Here is an 18,509-nt window from a genome sequence, read left to right on the forward strand (position 1 = left end):
GCCTGTTCCATTTGTGCTTACCAGTGCAGCGTACCGCCACCGATCACGATCACCTTGCCGCCCACTTCGACCTGACAGTTCTCCACATCGAGCGTCAACAGGCTCGGTCGATCGCTCTGCCATGCCTGCCGCACCCGCGCGTGCAGGGGCCGCTCGCCCTCGGTGAGCTGCCACCAGCGGCCCAGATTGGCGCACGCCGAGCCGGTGCCCGGGTCTTCGCTGACGCCGGCCGCGCCACTCATCCAGAAATAGCGTGCCACGAAATCGGCGCCGTCGCGGGCGAATACATAGCATTTCGCCTGGCCGCTGCGGTTGCTGCTGTAGCGCGTCATCATGGCTGCATCGATGCGGCAGGCGGCGACATCGGCCGGACGATGTAATTCGATCATCGGCTGCTCGGTGCCGCAATCGAGCCACAGGGCCGGTCCGCACAGGCCGGCCTCGGGCAGACCGAGCATGGCGGCCAGCTGCGATGGCGTGGCGGTCATCGGCCGGTGGCTGGCGCGACTGGCCGCCAGGCGCCAGTGGCCGTCGACGCGCCGCACGGGAATGATCCCGGCCGCCATCTCCAGCGCAAAGGCGTCGCCGGCGCGCTCGCCCACCACGCTGGCGGTGCCCAGCGTCGGGTGGCCGGCAAATGGCATCTCGTAGGTGGGCGTGAAAATGCGCACGCGCGCCGCGGCCGTGGCGACCGTGGCCGGCAACACGAAGGTCGTCTCGGACAGGTTGAACTGGCGCGCGATGGCTTGCATGGTGACGTCGGACAGGCCGCTGGCGTCTTCGACGACGGCCAGCGGATTGCCGCCAAACGCCGTTTCAGCGAACACGTTGACGAGGCGGTAGCGCAGTACAGGCATGGCAGGATCCAAAGAGAGGTGTCAGACGGCCGGCAACACGAGACGCGCTGCTACCGACGTCGTCATCGCCAGCGGAAAAGTGACGCTGGCAGCCAGTCCGCCCAGCCGCGCCGATTGCTCCAGCCGCAGGATGGCGCCATGGCGCTCGGCGATGGCCTTGATGATGGCCAGCCCGAGGCCACTACCGGCAGCCTCGCTGCCGGCAATCCGGTAAAAGCGGTCAAACACGCGTTCGCGTTCTTCAGGCGGGATGCCGGGGCCACTGTCTTCGACCAGCAGCACCGCGCCGGCGCCGACGGCGCGCAGGTCGATATCGACGGTGCCGCCGGGCGGGGTGTACTTGATGGCGTTGTCGACCAGGTTACGCAGCAAGATCATCAGGGCGTCGGCGTGACCGGGCACCTGCACTTCGTCGGCATGGTGCACACCGAGATCGACGCCCTTTTGCTGGGCGACGCCGGCCAGGTCGCCAGCGGCACGCCGCGCCACGTCAGCCAGTGCCACCTGCGCGCTGCTAACGACATCCTGCGAGGTCGCTTCCTGGCGCGCCAGCACCAGCAGTTGCTCGACCAGCCGGGTGGCACGCTCGATGCCGGCGGTCAGGCGCGCCACTGCCAGCTGGCGCGCCTCTGGATTATCGGCGCGCTCGAGGCTGAGCGCCTGCAGCTTCAGGGCCGCCAGCGGCGTGCGCAATTCGTGGGCGGCGTCGGCGACAAAATTCTGCTGGGCGGCGAACGCCGTGCGCACGCGCCCGAACAGCAGGTTGAGCTCCTGCACCAGCGGGCGCACTTCATCGGGCAGGCCGGCGTCAGAGACGGGCGAGAGATCGTCGGCCTGGCGCGAAGCCACCTGCGAGCGCACCCGCGCCACCGGTTCGAGCGAGCCGCTGACCACCCACCACACCACCAGCATCAGGATCGGCATCATCACCGCGATCGGCCCGACCGTGCGCAGCGCCAGGTTGCCGGCCATGTTGCGCCGCACCGCCATGTCCTGCGCCACCTGCAGGGTCTGGGTATTCGTTTGCACCGAGAACACCCGGTAGGTGGTGCCGTTGGCGACGACGTTGGAAAAGCCCAGCACCGCCCGCTGCGGCAGGCGCGCGCTCGAGACACTGCGGAACTGCTGCACGCCGTCCGGCGTCCACACCTGCACCACCAGGTCATTGTTTTCGGCCGCGTCGTCAGCATCGGCGCGGGCGGTCGCTTCGTTGTTGGCCAGCGGCGCCGACGAGCGCAGCGACAGCGCCATCTGCTGCATGTGATAGTCGAAAATCTGGTCAGCGTCCGACAGCGCGGTGCGGTACGCGATGCTGGCCTGGGCGATGGCGGCGATGGTGATCGCCGCCAGCAGGAACCACAGCAGGCGGCCGCGCAGCGAGTGGGTCATCTGCGGCAGCCGCTTGAACCCCGGTAGTTTGATCACTGGCCTGCCCTCACAGTTTGGGCACCATGTAACCGACCCCGCGCACATTCTGAATCAGCTCGCTGCCCAGTTTTTTGCGCAGGCCGTGGATGTACACTTCGACGGCATTGCTCGATACTTCATCGCGCCAGCTGTACAGTTTTTCTTCCAGCTGGGCGCGCGAGAGTACCGCGCCGGGGCGGGCGATCAGCGCTTCGAGCACCGCCCACTCGCGTGCCGACAGGGTGACGGGCACGCCCGCCACCGCCACCTCGCGGGTGGCAGGATTGATGGTGATGCTGTTGTATTCGAAGATCGGCTCGGCGCGGCCGGCGGCGCGCCGCAACAGCGCGCGGATGCGCGCCAGCAGCTCGTCGAGATCGTAGGGTTTGAGGACGTAATCGTCAGCGCCAGCATCGAGGCCGGCGATGCGGGCGCTGACGGCGTCGCGCGCGGTGGCCACCAGTACCGGCGTGCGGTCCTTGCGCGCGCGCATCGCGCGTAATACCTCGAGGCCGTCCTTGCGCGGCAGCCCCAGGTCGAGCAGCACCAGGTCGTAATTTTGCGACTGCATCAGGGCGGTATCGGCCATCTCGCCGTCTTTCACCCAGTCGACCGCGTAGTGCTCGGCCCTGAGCAGGTCGAGCACCACTTCGCCGATCATCACATCGTCTTCCACCAGCAATAATCTCATTCCCACTCCATTTGTTGCGGTGGAAGCACGGTCCTTATCCGATCCGCACGGGGATAAATATCTTGTCGCTGCCGCGCTGGATCAGCAGCGCCACCGACTTCGACGACTTGCCGATCGCTTCTCTGACCTGGTCGACGCTGGCGACGCTGCGGCCATTGATCGACAACAGCACGTCACCCGGCTGCACACCGGCGTTGGCCGAGGGTCCGTCGGCGTCTTCCACCAGCAGGCCCCCAAGCAGGCCCGACTGGCGTTTTTCGGCAGGTGCCAGTGGCCGCAACGACAGGCCCAGTCGCGACGGCGCAATGCCGGCGACGGCCTCGGCACGTTCTTCCGGCGCCGCCTTTTCGCTGGCGTCGCCAAGGCGCGCGCCGATGCGCACGATCTTACCATCGCGCCAGACGTCCATGGCGATCTGCTGGCCCGGCCGGGCCAGGCTGAGCATGGCCGGCAAGTCGCCCGAGGCGACAATCCGCTCGCCATCGAGCTTGCGGATGACGTCGCCGGATTTTAAGCCCGCCTTGTCGGCCGGCCCGCCCCGTTCGACGCTCGAGACCAGCGCGCCCTCGGGCGATTCGAGCTTGAACGAATCGGCAAAGGCCTGGTTCACTTCCTGCACCGACACGCCCAGCTTGGCGTGCTTGACGGTGCCGGTGGCCACCAGCTGGTCCTTGATGCGGTTGGCGACATCGATGGGGATGGCAAACGACAGCCCCTGGTAGCCGCCGGTCTGGCTATAGATCTGCGAATTGATGCCGACCACTTCGCCGCGCGTGTTAAACAGCGGACCGCCCGAGTTGCCGGGATTGACGGCGACGTCGGTCTGAATGAAAGGCACGTTGCTGTCGTCCTGCAGCGAGCGGCCCTTGGCGCTGACCACGCCGGCGGTGACGGTGCTGTCCAGACCAAACGGCGAACCGATCGCCAGCACCCATTCACCCACTTTTAACTGCTTCGAGTCGCCCGTGGGCACCACCGGCAAATTCTTCGCATCGATTTTGAGCACGGCCACATCGGTCTTGGGGTCCGAGCCCAGCACGCGCGCGCGGTACTCGCGGCGGTCCTGCAGCTTGACGGTGACTTCCTTGGCGTCGCGCACCACGTGCGCATTGGTCATGATAATGCCGTCTGCACTGACGATGAAGCCGGAACCGGCGCCAAACACGGGCCGCTCGCGTTGCTGGCCGCGCGGTGCCTGCGGTCCCTGGAAGCGGCGGAAAAATTCAAAGAAGGGATCATCTTCATCGAGCTGGGCGCCACCGGGGCCGCGCGTGAGCGCCGTCTTGGTGCTGCCCATCACCTGGATGTTGACCACAGCCGGGCCCATGCGGGCGACGATCTGGGTGAAATCGGGCAAGGCCATGGCGACATTGGTGCCGGCCGGCGCCAGCGGTGCCTTGACATCCGCAGCCGCGGCTGCGGCGGCTGCTGCGGGCACAGCCGCCGGGGCGGCCAGCGCCACCGGCGCTGACACCGCATTATTGTGATTGACCGCGATGGCGCCCACTGCGCCGCCAATGGCGCCGGCGGCGGCCAGCGCCATGGTCAGGCGCCTGGCAGTGATGGCAGTAACAGCTTGGGGGTTTTGCATGGTTCGCACTCCTGAATGAAGATCAACAAGATAGCCGGGTAGCGGGTAGCGGGTAGCGAGGAGCCGAAGCTGCGCGCCGCTGCCGATGGAAGCAAGTGTGCATGGTCAGACTTAGCCCTTACTTAAGTTCGTCTGTACTGTGCTGCCGCTGCACTGCCAGCGCATTGCAGACTCAGACAGGGCGCCCCATGCTGCGGGCGCCCTGCGGTTCAACTAAGCGAACAACGAACAAGCGGGCCAGGCACAACAGCTTGCTGCGCCTTGCGTGCCTCAGGCGGCGTGCTGCTCGAGCACCTGCACGTTCTCACCGCCATCGATGACGATCTTGCGCGGCTTGAGCGCTTCGGGTACTTCGCGCACCAGGTCGATGGTCAGCATGCCGTTGTCGAACGCCGCGGTGGTCACCTTGACGTGATTGGCCAGCTGGAAGCGCTGCTCGAAATCACGCGCGGCGATGCCACGGTGCAGGAAGGTTTTTTGCTGCTCATCCTTCTGCTTGCGGCCCGTCACGTGCAGGGCGTCGCGCTCGCTAACGATCTCGATTTCCGAGCGGCTAAAACCGGCCAGCGCCATGACGATGCGGTAATTGTTCTCGCTCACCAATTCGATGTTGTAAGGCGGATAGCTGGGCTGCGCGTCGGCGCGCTGCTCGAGCAAATTGGCCAGGCGGTCGAAACCGATAGCGGAACGATACAGGGGGGTCAGGTCAAAAGTACGCATGATAAATATCCTCGTGTAATTTAAGCGATAGATGAAGCGATCGAAGGCAGACCTCCGTGGAGCATCTGCTGGGACCCATCTAGGATCGTTTTCACCCCTTTCAAGACCTTGAAAATTCGGATCTTTACCCCACGCGCTGAAAAAAATTTGATTCGACCTGCACCGCGAACCGATCCCGCTGCTGCGCTGTCGCCGTTCGAATGGCTGCGGGTGTCGGTGCGGATGATCCATCGCTCGCTGCAGCGCCGGGCTGTTGCCCTGGCCGCATAGATGCATGGCGCCATTGATCCGGCGCGAATTTCCAAAAATCAAGTAGCGCAACAATTGCCCTCGGCCAGTTCGCCGCATCTGGCGATGGAGGTGCAATGACACACCAATACCGCTACAGCGCGAGCGGCTTGATCGCCAAACGTACCGACGCGCTGGGCCGCAGCCTGCACTACCGCTGGGACGCGCTTGGCCGCCTGCTGCGCGAACAGGGTTTTGATGGCAAGGCGACCGAATATCGCTACGACGACGCCACCGGCGTGCTGGCCGAAACCATCGAAGCGGGCGTGGCCATCCGGCTCGCCTTCGACGCCATGGGCCGGCTGCTGCAACGCCGCGTCACGGTTACCGGCCAGCCCGAGCAGATCGAATCGTATGCCTACAACGCCAACGGCCAGCTGGCAGAAGCGAACAACGAACACGCCCGGCTGCAGTGGTTTTACGATGCCGCCGGCAACCTGGTACGCGAGCACCAGCACTACCAGGGCCCGTTTTATCCCGACCGGCGCAGCGCGGTCTGGCACCACCAGCACGACGAACTCAACGAGCGCACCGGCACCACCCGCCCCGACGGCCACCGCATCGACTGGCTGACCTACGGCGCCGGCCGCGTGCACGGCCTGCTGCTCGATGGCCAGGACCTGGTCTCCTTTGAGCGTGACGCGCTGTACCAGGAAACCGCCCGCACCCAGGCCAACGGCCTGCTGCAGATGATGCAATACGACCCGGCCGGCCGCCTGCTCGAACAGCAGCTCGGCGCCATCAACCAGCTCGGCAGAAATAACCGGTATGTGTACCACGGCCCGTACCGTCATGAAGTCCAGGCCGGCATGCGCACCGCCATTCATCGACACTGCGGCTAGGACCCATCCGGCCAGCTGGCCAGCATCGAAGACAGCCGCCGCGGGCACCTCGAGTACCGCTACGACCTGGTCGGACGGCTGCTGTCGGCAAGCAGCGCACTGCATCAGGAAAACTTCTGAAGAACGCGGCATCGAAGCGTTCTACAACGCCCAACTCGGTCAACACTGGAGCGCAAAATGCCCACTAACGCTGACCACTTCGCTCAATCGACGCATCACCGTCGTCGAAACAGGCAATATCATCGAACAGCAATCCCCCTCAGTAGCATCTGCTTGCTCAGCCAAGAGAAAATCCGCTGATTCGAGGTCGCCAAAAGTTGTTGCCGTGCTACACTTTTGCGATTAACACTCCACCCTCTTTTCGCCACCGCCCATGACCGCCTCGTTGAAGATCCGCCTGTTAAAAAGTGTGCTGCCACTCGTCATTGCCGCCCTGTTTTCCACCCCTGCCGGTGCCGAGGTGCCGGCGCCGCAAGATGTCGCCTATCCCGGCACCATCGTGCTGCAAGTCGATGCGACCAATCTGAGCCAGCAAATGTTCCGCATGAAGCTGTCGATGCCGGTCAAGCCGGGCCCGCTGACCATGCTCTACCCGCAGTGGTTGCCCGCCAACCACGGTCCGAATAACGTGCTCAACCAGATGGCCGGCCTCATCTTCACGGGCAATGGCAAGACCATCGAGTGGGTGCGCGACCCCGTCAATGTGTTTGCCTTTCATCTGACGATACCGGAAAGCGTGACGACGCTCGAAGCGCACTACCAGTTCCTCTCGCCGCTCGACGGCGGCCAGGGCCGCATCACCATGACCAGCGAAATCCTCGGCATTCAATGGCCGGCGGTGACGATGTACCCGGCCGGCTATGTGGCGCGCCGCATCACCTATCAACCGAGCCTGACGCTGCCGCCCAACTGGCAGTTCGGCAGCGCGCTCGAGACCGCGCAACGCCAGGGCGACGTCGTCGACTTCAAGCCGCTCGACCTGGAAACGCTGATCGATTCACCGCTGTTCGCCGGCCGCTACTTCAAGCGCATCGACCTCGATCCCGGCGCCAAGGTGCCGGTATTTTTGAACATGGTGGCGGACAGCGCGGAGAGCCTGGAAGCCAAGCCGGAACAGATCGCTCCCCACCGCGAGCTGATCAAGCAAGCCCGCAAGCTGTTCGGTTCTTATCACTACAAGCATTACGATTTCCTGTTCGCCATGTCGGACGACTTCGGCGGCGTCGGCCGCGAGCACCACCAGTCCAGCGAAAACGGCGTCAAGCCCGGCTATTTCACCGAGTGGGCCAAGAGCGAAGCGGGGCGCGACCTGCTGCCGCACGAATACACCCACTCGTGGGACGGTAAATTCCGTCGCCCGGCCGGCCAGAACGTTCCGAACTTTAATACCCCGCTCGAAAATGAATTGCTGTGGGTGTACGAAGGCCAGACCCAGTACTGGGGCAAGGTGCTCGCTGCCCGCTCTGGCCTGATCACGGAAAAAACCACGCTCGAGGGCATCGCCGCTTACGCCGCCGCCTACGACAACCAGCCGGGCCGCGCCTGGCGCGCCATGCAGGACACCGTCAACGAGCCCATCATCAGCGGCCGCCGCGCGCTGGGCTGGGGCAACTGGCAACGGGGCGAGGATTACTATGTCGAAGGCATGCTGATCTGGATCGACGTCGACACCAAGATCCGCGACATGTCGGGCGACAAGCGTTCGCTCGACGACTTTGCCCGCGCCTTTTACGGCATCGACAATGGCAGCATGCTACCAGCGTTTTATACGTTCGACGACGTCGTCGCCGCCCTCAACAAGGTACAGCCCTTCGACTGGGGGCCATTCCTGCGCAGCCGCCTGGACGGTCACGGCAAGGGCGCGCCCCTCGACGGGCTGGCGCGCGCCGGTTACAAGCTGGTCTATAAGGACACGCCGAGCGACTTTTCCAAGGCCGGTGACGAGCAGGCCAAGGTGGCCAGCTTTAGCTATTCGCTGGGCATGACGGTCAAGGCCGATGGCGCCATCAGCGGTGTGATCTGGGACGGTGTGGCATTTCGCGCCGGGCTGGCCGGCAACAGCAGCATCGTCGCCGTCAACAACCGCGCCTACAAGGCCGAGGTGCTCAAAGCGGCCATCAAGGATGCCAAGGGCAGTACGGCGCCGATTACCTTGCTGGTCAAGCAGGGCAACAATTTCCGCACGATTTCGCTCGATTACCACGACGGCCTGCGTTATCCCCACCTCGAGCGCATCGCCGGCAGCAAGGACCGTTTCGCCGCGATCCTGAAGGCACTGCCTTGATCGCTGCGGGCACACCCGCGCTCCGCGCGCGCAACGCTTGGTGTATGCTGACGCCATGACGACCGATACCGATATCCAACTGAGCGGCCCCTTCAAGGCCGTCGATAGCAGCGGCCGTAGCCACGACGTCAAGGCAATTCGCATTTACGACGAGGGTTACGGGATTATTGATGTGTTCGTAGACTTCGCCAAACCGGTCGAGGCCAGCGCCTACAAGGACCACGTGCTGGTCAAGCAGGTCATCGACCGTTTGCGCGCACTGGGCTACGTGGGACCGGACTTCGCCCACAGCGATCCCGGCCTGCAGGAAAGCAAGCTGATCGTGCTGGAAGCGCCGGAAGAGTTCAGCGAATTTGCGAAAAAAAAGGGCTGGAAAAATCTGGCGGAAGAGTTTGACGACGAGTGATTCGTCACCGTAAGTGAGCGACGCAATCAAAGCATCGCTGCTGATGTCATACCGTTCAGGTGAAGAAAAATGGGACAGGCGCCGAAAAGGTGCCCGTCCCATTTTTCGCTTCAACGCACAACATCATGCCTGCCCTACCTCAGCCAAACAAACCGTGCAAATACCAGCGCGGTTCGCTATCGGCCGCTTCTCCCACGATACGCTCCCGGTACACCCAGTAATGGGCATGATCAAGTCCCTCAGCAATAAAATAATCGCGGGTTTGCGATTGCCCCCACCAGCCGGCCTCGATGCGCTCCGCGGTCGAGGCCATTTTCAGGGGCGAGCCATAAAAGGGCCGGTGATTGCGCATCAACAGGGCAATCGGCTTGGCCAGCAGCCAGCTGGGGCGCGGCAGACTGAGCACATCGGGCGGCATCTGCGCCGCCCGCGCCGCGGCCCGTATCTGCTGGCCGATCGGCACCCACAGGTTGGCCAGCTCGGGCCGGTAATCGGCTTGCGGCGTCGCCTGCAAGACATTCTCCGGCCCCAGCCGCGCCACCAGCACCTCCAGCATGCGCAACTGGTCCTGTTCACTGCCGCCCGGTTCGGGAAACAGCGATTCGCTGGGCGGCGCCATCGCCTGCACCTGCGGTGCCTGCAGACACAGGCCGATCACGGGCGCCGTCAATACCAGCGTGCCCAGCCGTTCGCGCAGCAAACGCAGCAAGTGTTCCTCGCGCCAGGTCGGTTCGGCCAGCACGATGTCGATTGCCGTGGGCGCACAGGCGACGCGCCCGCGCTCATGCTCGAGCAGCAGGGTGACGCGTTCGACCGCCAGCTGGTGTGCGCACAGCCAGCCAGTCAGTTGCACCAAGAGGCGCTGGGCGCCGAACAGCAGCGCTTCGGCGTGTTCGACGCGGTCGAATAATTCAAGCTTGGCGGTAAACGTGGTGGGCGCTGCTATCCAGTCGAACAGCTCTGGCAGCAAGCCGTAGGCGGCGTCGAGCACGTCGAGCAGGGCACGGCCGCAGCGCCGCTGCAAGCCGGGCCGCGGCAAGCGCCGCAGGTCCGCCAGGTTGACGCAGCCGATGCCGTCGAACCAGGCGGCGAACGGCCGCGCCGGCGGCAACAGCGCAGCCGGCAAACCATCGAGGCGACGCGTGAGCGAGGCCATGCGCATGCTGCGGGCGCCGCCGTGGCGCGCCAAGAGCCAGGCGCCACGCGCGGTCGGCGCGCAGCTGAGCGCCCCACTAAAACCGAGCGCGCGCAGGCTGGCGCGGATACGCCGGCACAGCGCGCCGATGCCACCAAACAGGCGCAGGCTGGCGCCAATGTCGATCAGCAGGGTCGACTCTTCGCCCTGCGTTACCAGTGGCGTGTATTGCAGCAGCGCCAGCGCCACCGCATTGAGGGCTTCGGCCTCGCGCGCCGGCGAGCGCTCGTACAGGCGGGCGTCGGGCACCAGCATGAGCACGCCGCCACGGCGCAAGCCGGGCTGCACGCCGCCAGCGCGCGCCAGCGGCGACATGGCCAGCACCCGTTCGTGTTCGAGCACGACGCTGGCCACCGTGCCGGCCAAGCCGTCGATCCAGCGCCGCGCCGGGGTGTCAGAAGCAGTGCTGCAACGCGCACCGCCAGCAGCGCCGCCGAGCTCACTGGACCAGTTCGGACAAAACACTTCGAGCGGTAACTGGGGCAGGTAGAGGCCGATCCAAAGTCGCATGGCGCTGCAGTAAAGAAGGAGTGAGGGGCAGGAATAGCGGCGCTTCGCGCAGCGGTCCCCGGCGTTTGACGAATTCGATGTTGACGCCACCGGCAGCGGGCCGCAGCGCCAGCCGCAGGGGCGCCGGCGAACTGTCTTGCGCCGCCGCCAGTGGTCGCAACATGAAAAACAGGGTTTCTCCGCTTTGCGCAGCCAGGTGCAAGCGGCGCAGGGTGTCGCCGCGTGCATGGCTTTGCCAAAACAGCACGGCGCCGCAGCTGCCGCTGCGCAGCACCTGTTCGGCCGCCCATAAAGCGTCGCTGCTGCGGGCGCTGCGGATCCAGATCAGCTGCGACGGCGGCAAGCCCAGCGCGGCCAGCGCCAGCGCCTGCGGTGGATGGGGCGGCTGCAGCAGCACGATGCGCCGGCGCGCCGCCTGCAGCAGCGCCGGCCGCAACAGGCGCAATTCGCCGATGCCCGGTTGCTGCAGCATCAGGTCGATCAGCGTGCCGCTGGGCCAGCCGCCGCCCGGCAATTGCGCCGACAGCGCCGGGTGGCCAGTGTCGATACAACGGCTCGATGCACGGGCCAGCTGCGAGGCGAACCACAGCGAAGGATGGAGCGATTCAGGCAGGGGCCGTGCCGAAGGAGGATGTTGTTGTTGGGATAACATGGTGAACTCGCCTAAAACTACTGTATGTATACACAGTACTATTGCGGTTCAGGTTTGGCAAGGGGGATTCATCAAACAGCAGTAGCAAGGCGGTTTTGTTCGGAATGGCGAGACCGTTACTCTATATGCCTTGCAAAAATTGGGGCGTGGTTGGTGGCAGCTAAGGGCGCACGCGATGCAAGTGTTCACTTCGGCGACAAGCCTGTATGCGCGAGGCCAGTAACCGGACGGGGCTAAAAAATGAAATAATGGTGCTATCGGCAGCAATGGGGACAGGCACCCTGCGGTGCCAGTCCCCCCTCTTATTATCCGGACGCCAATACATGCTCACCACAACATTTTTCACACCAGTGACCCCTCTGCCGACGGTCTCGCTCTGATGGACCAGATGCAACTTGCCGGCGCCATCATTTTCGCCCTCGCCCTGATCCACACCTTTGCCGCCAAGACCTTCGAAGTGCTGGCGCGCCGTCATCCGCGCCACGCCGGCCTGTTTCACCTGCTCGGCGAAGTCGAGGTGGTGTTCGGCTTCTGGGCCTTCGTGCTGGTGGCGGTGATGGCTTTGCTGAGCGGCGGCCAGAACGCCATCGCCTACGCCGAATCGCGCCAGTACACCGAGCCCCTGTTTGTATTCGTGGTGATGGTGGTGGCGGCCTCGCGCCCCGTGCTCGACGCCATCGGCCGCCTGCTCGCCACGCTGGCGCGGCTGGCGCCGGTGCGCACCGAACTGGCCTTGGTCTGGCTCTGCCTGTCGGCGGTGCCACTGGCCGGCTCGCTGGTGACCGAGCCGGCAGCGATGACGCTGGCGGCGCTGATGCTCGCGCCCCTGGTGTTTCGCCAGGGCATACCCGAGTGGCTCAAATATGGGGCGCTCGGGGTCCTGTTCGTCAACGTCTCGATCGGCGGCACCCTGACAGCGTATGCGGCGCCGCCGGTGCTGATGGTGGCCGGCCCATGGCACTGGGACAGCGCCTTCATGGCCGCCACCTTTGGCTGGAAGGCGGCGCTGGCGGTGCTGATCAACGCCAGTGCCATCAGCTTCCTGCTGCGCCGCCATCTGCGCGCGCCGGCCGCCGCTGCTAGCGATACGCTGCCGGTGCCGCCGCTGGTGGCGCTGATCCATGTGGGTTTTCTGGCGGCGGTGGTGGTGCTGGCCCACCACCCGGTGCTGTTCCTCGGCCTGTTTTTGATGTTTCTCGGCTTTACCCAGGCCTACCACCGCTATCAGGATCCGCTCATTCTCAAGGAAGGCCTGCTGGTCGGGTTCTTCCTGGCCGGCCTGGTGGTGCTGGGTGGCTTGCAGCAGTGGTGGCTGCAACCGATCGTCGCCAGCCTGGGGCCGACCGCGCTGTTCTTCGGCGCGCTCGGTCTGACCGCCGTCACCGACAACGCTGCCCTCACCTACCTGGGCTCACTGATCCATGGCCTGGGCGACCGTGAAAAATACATGCTGATGGCCGGCGCGGTGGCCGGCGGCGGCCTCACCGTGATTGCCAATGCCCCCAATCCGGCCGGCGTGTCGCTGCTGCGGCGGGGGTTCAATGATGAATCGGTGGGTGTACTGGGCCTGCTGCTGGGCGCCGCCATGCCAACCTGCGTGGCAGCGGCGATGTTTTTGATGTGAGCCATCGCTTGCCGGGTGACTTGGAGCCTGCCGCGATAGGTTCTCAATGGCTCAGCGGCGGTGACGCGCAAAAAAATCGAGCATCAGTTTGCCGGCGTTCGGCCCTTGCCCCGAATTGAACTTCAGGCGCGCATCGCCGCCGCTCCAGGCGTGGCCCAGACCAGCGATGCGCACCAGCCGCAGCATCAGGCTGCGGCCCTGATACACATCGCGCGTGCGGTAGGCCAGCGTGCGCCGGGTGGCCACCCGGTCGGCCAGTTTTTCGCTGCCGCCAGCGATGCCATTAAAGCGCAATGCCTGACCGGCCAGCTGCAGCTGATTGACCGGCCGTACCACGGCGTCGTCCTCGCCATGGATGACGATGGTCGGCAGCGGCAAACCTGCGCCCTGCCGCTGCAGCACTTCATCGATGGCGGCATCGGCGCGCGCGGGCGCGCCGTGCTGCATGACGCCGAGCGCGCCGACGCCGCTGTGGCCAGCGCCGAACACGGGGCCCGAGTGCAGGCCGACGGCGGCAAAGACATCAGGCCAGTTGAGCGCGACGATATGGGCCATGGCAGCGCCAGCTGAAATACCGCCGATGTAGACGCGGCTGCGGTCGAGCCGATACGCCGCCAGCACTGCCTTGACGACGGCGACGATCAGGGCGGCATCGCCGCCGCCCTGCTGGGTGGCGCGCTCGTACCATTTCCAGCAGCGGTGGGGGTGGCCGGCGACCGACTGCTGCGGATACAGCACGGCGAAGCCGGCTTTTTCAGCGAGGCGGTTGATGCCGCTGCCATCAGCAAAATTGACGGCGGTCTGGTCGCAGCCGTGCAGCATCACGGCCAGCGGCATCGGTGCACTGGCACTGGCGCTGGCACTGGCACTGGCCGGCAGGAACAGCCAGTAGCGCATGTGGGCACCGACCATGGTGAAACTGAGGGCATGCCAGCTGCCGGCGGCCGGCGCGCGGCCGGTGCTGGTTTTGCGGGATGGCCGGAGGGGCCGCGGGGGCGTGGCTGGCGCCAGGGCGCCCAGCAGGCGCACGGCGGCGCGCTGCTGGCGCAGGCCGGCGCGCATCAGGGTGGTCAGGACGGTGCTGCGCTTGTTTACCATGGCGGTGCCTTTCAACAGGTGACGTCACGCGCTGCGCGCAGCAGGGCGATCAACGCTGCATCGATTCCCACACCTTCTGCAGCCGCTTGGCCGACACCGGCATCGGCGTACGCAATTCCTGCGCATACAGCGACACCCGCAATTCTTCCAGCATCCAGCGGAACTGCGTCATGCGCGGGTCATTGTGCTTGCCCGTCTGGGTTTTCGCCACCCGCAGGAACTGGCTGGCCGCACTGCTCCACTCGGCCATCGATGTGGTGTCGCGCAGCGGATCGCCGCGCAGCTTTTCCAGCCGTATGTTGATCGCTTTCAGATAGCGTGGAAAGTGCGCCAGCTGCGCATACTCGGTGTCGGTGACGAAGCGCTTGTGCACTAGGCCTTGCAGCTGCGAAGTGATATCGGCCACCAGCGGCGCCGGCAAACCTTGCAGGCGCTTGGGCAAACCGTGGTATTCGGTGAGCACCTGCGACACCAGCCGCGCCAGCTCGTTGACCAGCAGGCCAAGGCGCGACTTGCCGTCGTCCTTGCGCTTGTTGAAGGACGCCGCATCAACCGGCAGCGGCTCCTGCAGGCAGGCGATATCGATGGCCTTGTCGATGATTTGCTGGCGCAGCTCTTCCTGCGAACCGAGCGCCATGAACTGCATGCCCATCTGCTGCATGTTCGGCACATTTTTTTCGATGAATTTGAGCTGTTCCTTCAGCTGCAGGGCGAACAGGCGGCGCAGGCCAATGCGGTGGGTACGCGCTGCGACTGCCGGGTCGTCGAACACTTCGAGGTCGCACCAGGCGCCCTTGTCGACCAACGCCGGAAAGCCGATCAGGGTCAGCTTCCCCTGCGGGATTTCGAGCAGTTCGGGCAGTTCGCCGAAAGTCCATGCAGTCAAGCCGGCGTGCGCGCCGGCCACCGGCGGCGCAGCAGCAGCGGCGACGGCCTTGCTCTTGCCAGGCAGCGTCACCGGCACATTCGACATCGCCACCGGCGCCGGCACCAGCGCCGCCGGTGCTGCCTCAGCCAGCTTTTGAAAACTCTGGCGCGCCTGGCCACCGAGTTCGGCCTGCAGGCTGGCCAGGTTGCGGCCCATCTCGAGCTGGCGGCCATGCTCGTCGATCACCTTGAAATTCATGAAGTGGTGCGCTGGCAGCGTCTCGACCTTGAAATCGGTCGCCAGCACCGACAGGCTGGTCTGGCTGCGCACATCGGCAATCACGGCGTCGATCAGGTCACCGCGACCAAACTGGCCGATCTCCTGCGTGCGCTCGCAAAAGCGCGCAGCATAATCGGGCAGCGGCACGCAGTGGCGGCGCAGCTTTTGCGGCAGCGATTTGAGTAATAGGTGGACTTTTTCCTTGAGCATCCCGGGCACCAGCCACTCGGCCCGCTCGCGGGCAATCTGGTTGAGGGCGAACAGCGGCACCGCCAGGGTGACGCCATCGCGCAGGCTGCCCGGCTCGAAATGGTAAGTGAGCGCCATCTCGATGCCGGTCACGGTCAGCATTTTCGGGAACAGCTCGGTGGTGACACCGGCCGCCTCGTGGCGCATCAATTCTTCGCGGTTGAGGAACAGCAGCTTCGGTTCTGCGCGCGTGGCCAGCTTGTGCCAGGCCTCGAAACCGGCACCGTTGACGACGTCGTGCGGAATGAGCTTGTCGTAAAAGGCCGCGATCAAATGGTCGTCGACCAGCACGTCGAGACGGCGCGACTTGTGCTCGAGGTTTTCAATGTCCTTGACCAGCTTGTGGTTGTGGGCGAAAAACGGCGCGCGGGTGTCGTAGTCGCCACCGACGAGGGCATCCTGGATAAAAATCTGGCGCGCCTCGACGGGATTGAACATGCCGTAGTTGATGCGCCGCTGGCTGTAAATGACCAGGCCATGCAGGGTGGCGCGCTCGGACGCGGTGACCTGCGCCGCGCGCTTTTCCCAGCGCGGTTCGCCCCACGATTTTTTCAGCAAATGGGCGCCCACCCGCTCGATCCATTCCGGTGCGATATTGGCCACCGTGCGCGCGTACAGGCGGGTGGTTTCGACCAGCTCGGCGGCCATCACCCACTTGCCCGGCTTTTTGATCAACGACGATCCCGGCCAGACGTGAAACTTGATGCCGCGCGCGCCCAGGTAGCCGGACCCCGGCTCGTCCTCACTCTTGAAACCGATATTGCCGAGCAGGCCAGTGAGCAGCGCCGTGTGCAGGTTTTCGTAGGTCGCCGGCAGTTCGTTGAGGCGCCAGCCCTGCTCCTTGACGATGGTGAGCAGCTGCGAATGGACGTCTCGCCACTCGCGCAGGCGCACCTGCGAGAGGAAATTGCTGCGGCAGGTTTCCATCAACTGGCGGTTGGTTTTCTTGTGTTCGATGGCTTGCTCGAACCAGCCCCAGATTTTTAGGTAGGTCAAAAATTCGCTCTTCTCATCGGCGAATTTTTTATGCGCTTCGTCCGCTGCCTGCTGGTGCTCCATCGGCCGGTCGCGCGGATCCTGCACCGACAGCGCCGAGGCGATGATCAGCATCTCCGACAGACAGGCGTTTTCCAGCGCCGCCAGAATCATGCGGCCGACGCGCGGATCGAGCGGCAGGCGCGCCAGCTTGTGGCCCAGCGGCGTCAAGACATTGGCGTCGTCGACCGCGCCCACTTCCTGCAGCAGCTGGTAGCCATCGGCGATCGCCCGCCCCTGCGGCGCTTCGATGAAGGGAAAGGTCTCGACATCGGTCAGGTGCAGCGACTTCATGCGCAGGATGACGGCGGCCAGCGACGACCGTAAAATCTCCGGCTCGGTAAATTTGGGCCGTTGTAAAAAATCCTGTTCGTCGTACAGGCGGATGCAGACGCCATCGGCGACCCGTCCGCAACGGCCGGCGCGCTGGTTGGCGGCTGACTGCGCGATCGGCTCGACCTGCAGCTGCTCGACCTTGTTCCTGAAACTGTAGCGTTTCACCCGCGCGAGACCGGCGTCGACGACGTAGCGGATGCCGGGCACCGTCAGCGAGGTCTCGGCGACGTTGGTGGCGAGGACGATGCGGCGGGCGTTGGAGATCTTGAAAACGCGCTCCTGCTCTTCCACCGACAGGCGGGCGAACAGCGGCAGGATTTCGATATGCGGTGGATGGTGCTTGCGCAGCGCTTCGGCGCAGTCGCGGATTTCGCGCTCGCCCGGCAAAAACACCAGCACATCGCCAGAGCCGAGCCGCGCCAGTTCATCGACGGCATCGATGACGGCGTCCATCAGGTCGCGCTTTTCGCGCGCCGCCTGCGCTTTCGGCAGCGGCTTGCCGCTGTCGGGCGCGCCCGTCAATATCTGCTCACGCTCGACCGGGCGATAGCGCACCTCCACCTGGTACAGGCGGCCCGACACTTCGATCACCGGCGCCGGTTTGTCGGCCGTGCCGAAATGGCGGGCGAAGCGCTCGGCATCGATGGTGGCCGAGGTGACGATCACTTTCAGATCGGGCCGGCGCGGCAGCAGCTGCTTCAGATAGCCGAGCAGGAAGTCGATGTTCAGGCTGCGCTCGTGCGCTTCATCGATGATGATGGTGTCGTAGGCACGCAGCATCGGATCGGTCTGGGTTTCGGCCAGCAGAATACCGTCGGTCATCAGCTTGACCCAGGCGCCCGGCTGCAGGGTGTCGGTAAAACGCACCTTGAAGCCGACGTGCACGCCCGCTGCCGTTCCCAGTTCCTGGGCGATGCGCTTGGCGGTCGACGACGCCGCAATCCGGCGCGGCTGGGTGTGGCCGATCAAGCCCTTCTGGCCGCGCCCCAGCTCCAGGCAGATTTTCGGCAGCTGCGTGGTCTTGCCGGAACCGGTCTCGCCGCACACGATGATGACCTGGTTTTGGGTGATCGCTTTGGCGATTTCAGCGCGCCGGCCCGACACCGGCAACTCTTCCGGAAAGGTGATCGGCGGCAGTGGCGTACGCAATGCCTGGCGTGCCTCACGCGCTTCGCGCGATTCACGGGGCGCGCGCGGGGCAACGATGCTCGCTGGCGTCGGGCTGGCCGAATCGACAAGATTGACGGCTGCTGCTGCGCTTGAGGCGGGTGTTGAGCCGGGTGTTGAGCCGGCTGCGCGCGCGCGTGCGTCTCGCGCTGGTGCGACGGCGGCTGCACCGGTGGCAGCCGCCGATGGCAGCACCGCCTGCGCGCGCAAGGCGTCGGCCAGCGCATGATTCGGCAGGTGCGGATTGACCTGCTGCGGCCGTGGCGTGCGCTGCACGCGGCCACCGCTGTTTTGCTGGCGCGCGCTGCCGCTGGCACCGGCACGCAGCGAACGGCCCATCGGGGTGGCCGCGGCCGCGCGGGAGGACGAACCCGAAGACGAACGCTTTTTGCTTTGATCAGACATTGTTT

At 65.1% G+C, this 18,509-nt stretch carries 14 protein-coding genes; 5 read left to right on the top strand and 9 right to left on the bottom strand.

From position 1 onward, the window contains the following. Nucleotides 1-17: 17 nt before the first annotated feature. From ACP7BZ_RS02420 to ACP7BZ_RS02440, 5 genes are all read right to left on the bottom strand, one after another. Nucleotides 18-857 (bottom strand): PhzF family phenazine biosynthesis protein, encoded by an 840-nt coding sequence (locus ACP7BZ_RS02420; RefSeq protein WP_426110048.1) that lies wholly within the window; start codon nt 855-857, stop codon nt 18-20. A gap of 21 nt (nt 858-878) precedes the next feature. Beyond that, nucleotides 879-2,246 (bottom strand): ATP-binding protein, encoded by a 1,368-nt coding sequence (locus ACP7BZ_RS02425; RefSeq protein WP_426110516.1) that lies wholly within the window; start codon nt 2,244-2,246, stop codon nt 879-881. A gap of 46 nt (nt 2,247-2,292) precedes the next feature. Then, complete coding sequence (locus tag ACP7BZ_RS02430; RefSeq protein WP_426110049.1) at nt 2,293-2,955, bottom strand: response regulator; 663 nt, start codon at nt 2,953-2,955, stop codon at nt 2,293-2,295. A gap of 34 nt (nt 2,956-2,989) precedes the next feature. Further along, nucleotides 2,990-4,546 (bottom strand): DegQ family serine endoprotease, encoded by a 1,557-nt coding sequence (locus ACP7BZ_RS02435; RefSeq protein WP_426110050.1) that lies wholly within the window; start codon nt 4,544-4,546, stop codon nt 2,990-2,992. Nucleotides 4,547-4,816: 270 nt separating this feature from the next. Beyond that, a complete protein-coding gene (locus ACP7BZ_RS02440) occupies nt 4,817-5,266 on the bottom strand; it encodes an Hsp20 family protein (protein ID WP_426110051.1) in 450 nt (149 codons plus the stop codon). A gap of 108 nt (nt 5,267-5,374) precedes the next feature. Between ACP7BZ_RS02440 and ACP7BZ_RS02445 the strand changes: the two genes are divergently transcribed. The 4 genes from ACP7BZ_RS02445 (at nt 5,375) to ACP7BZ_RS02460 (ending at nt 9,086) form a co-directional block, all read left to right on the top strand. Then, complete coding sequence (locus tag ACP7BZ_RS02445; protein ID WP_426110052.1) at nt 5,375-5,536, top strand: hypothetical protein; 162 nt, start codon at nt 5,375-5,377, stop codon at nt 5,534-5,536. 95 nt (nt 5,537-5,631) lie between these two features. Next, nucleotides 5,632-6,396, top strand: coding sequence for a hypothetical protein (locus tag ACP7BZ_RS02450; protein WP_426110053.1), 765 nt, complete (start codon nt 5,632-5,634; stop codon nt 6,394-6,396). Between the two features lie 373 nt (nt 6,397-6,769). Further along, nucleotides 6,770-8,680, top strand: a complete 1,911-nt coding sequence (locus tag ACP7BZ_RS02455; protein ID WP_426110054.1) for a M61 family metallopeptidase — start codon at nt 6,770-6,772, stop codon at nt 8,678-8,680. A gap of 55 nt (nt 8,681-8,735) precedes the next feature. Continuing rightward, nucleotides 8,736-9,086 (top strand): hypothetical protein, encoded by a 351-nt coding sequence (locus ACP7BZ_RS02460; protein WP_426110055.1) that lies wholly within the window; start codon nt 8,736-8,738, stop codon nt 9,084-9,086. Nucleotides 9,087-9,225: 139 nt separating this feature from the next. Here ACP7BZ_RS02460 and ACP7BZ_RS02465 read toward each other — a convergent pair whose 3' ends face one another. Further along, a complete protein-coding gene (locus ACP7BZ_RS02465) occupies nt 9,226-10,791 on the bottom strand; it encodes a Y-family DNA polymerase (protein WP_426110056.1) in 1,566 nt (521 codons plus the stop codon). After that, nucleotides 10,721-11,443: a translesion DNA synthesis-associated protein ImuA gene (gene imuA / locus ACP7BZ_RS02470; protein WP_426110057.1), complete on the bottom strand. Its 723-nt coding sequence runs from the start codon at nt 11,441-11,443 to the stop codon at nt 10,721-10,723. The genes ACP7BZ_RS02465 and imuA overlap by 71 nt, the downstream gene beginning before the upstream one ends. Nucleotides 11,444-11,822: 379 nt before the next feature. Here imuA and ACP7BZ_RS02475 point away from each other — a divergent pair, with 379 nt between their 5' ends. Next, nucleotides 11,823-13,067 carry a putative Na+/H+ antiporter gene (locus ACP7BZ_RS02475; protein WP_426110058.1) on the top strand — a complete coding sequence of 415 codons (1,245 nt, stop codon included), beginning with the start codon at nt 11,823-11,825 and terminating at the stop codon, nt 13,065-13,067. A gap of 51 nt (nt 13,068-13,118) precedes the next feature. Here ACP7BZ_RS02475 and ACP7BZ_RS02480 read toward each other — a convergent pair whose 3' ends face one another. Both ACP7BZ_RS02480 and hrpA read right to left on the bottom strand, forming a co-directional pair. After that, the gene (locus ACP7BZ_RS02480) at nt 13,119-14,165 is read right to left on the bottom strand and encodes an extracellular catalytic domain type 1 short-chain-length polyhydroxyalkanoate depolymerase (RefSeq protein ID WP_426110059.1); all 1,047 of its coding nucleotides are present in this window, start codon (nt 14,163-14,165) and stop codon (nt 13,119-13,121) included. Between the two features lie 49 nt (nt 14,166-14,214). Beyond that, a complete protein-coding gene (gene hrpA, locus ACP7BZ_RS02485) occupies nt 14,215-18,438 on the bottom strand; it encodes an ATP-dependent RNA helicase HrpA (protein WP_426110060.1) in 4,224 nt (1,407 codons plus the stop codon). Nucleotides 18,439-18,509 lie beyond the last annotated feature (71 nt).

It is taken from the genome of Massilia sp. PWRC2, from assembly GCF_049896725.1.
Taxonomy (GTDB): Bacteria; Pseudomonadota; Gammaproteobacteria; order Burkholderiales; family Burkholderiaceae_D; genus JAFCUW01.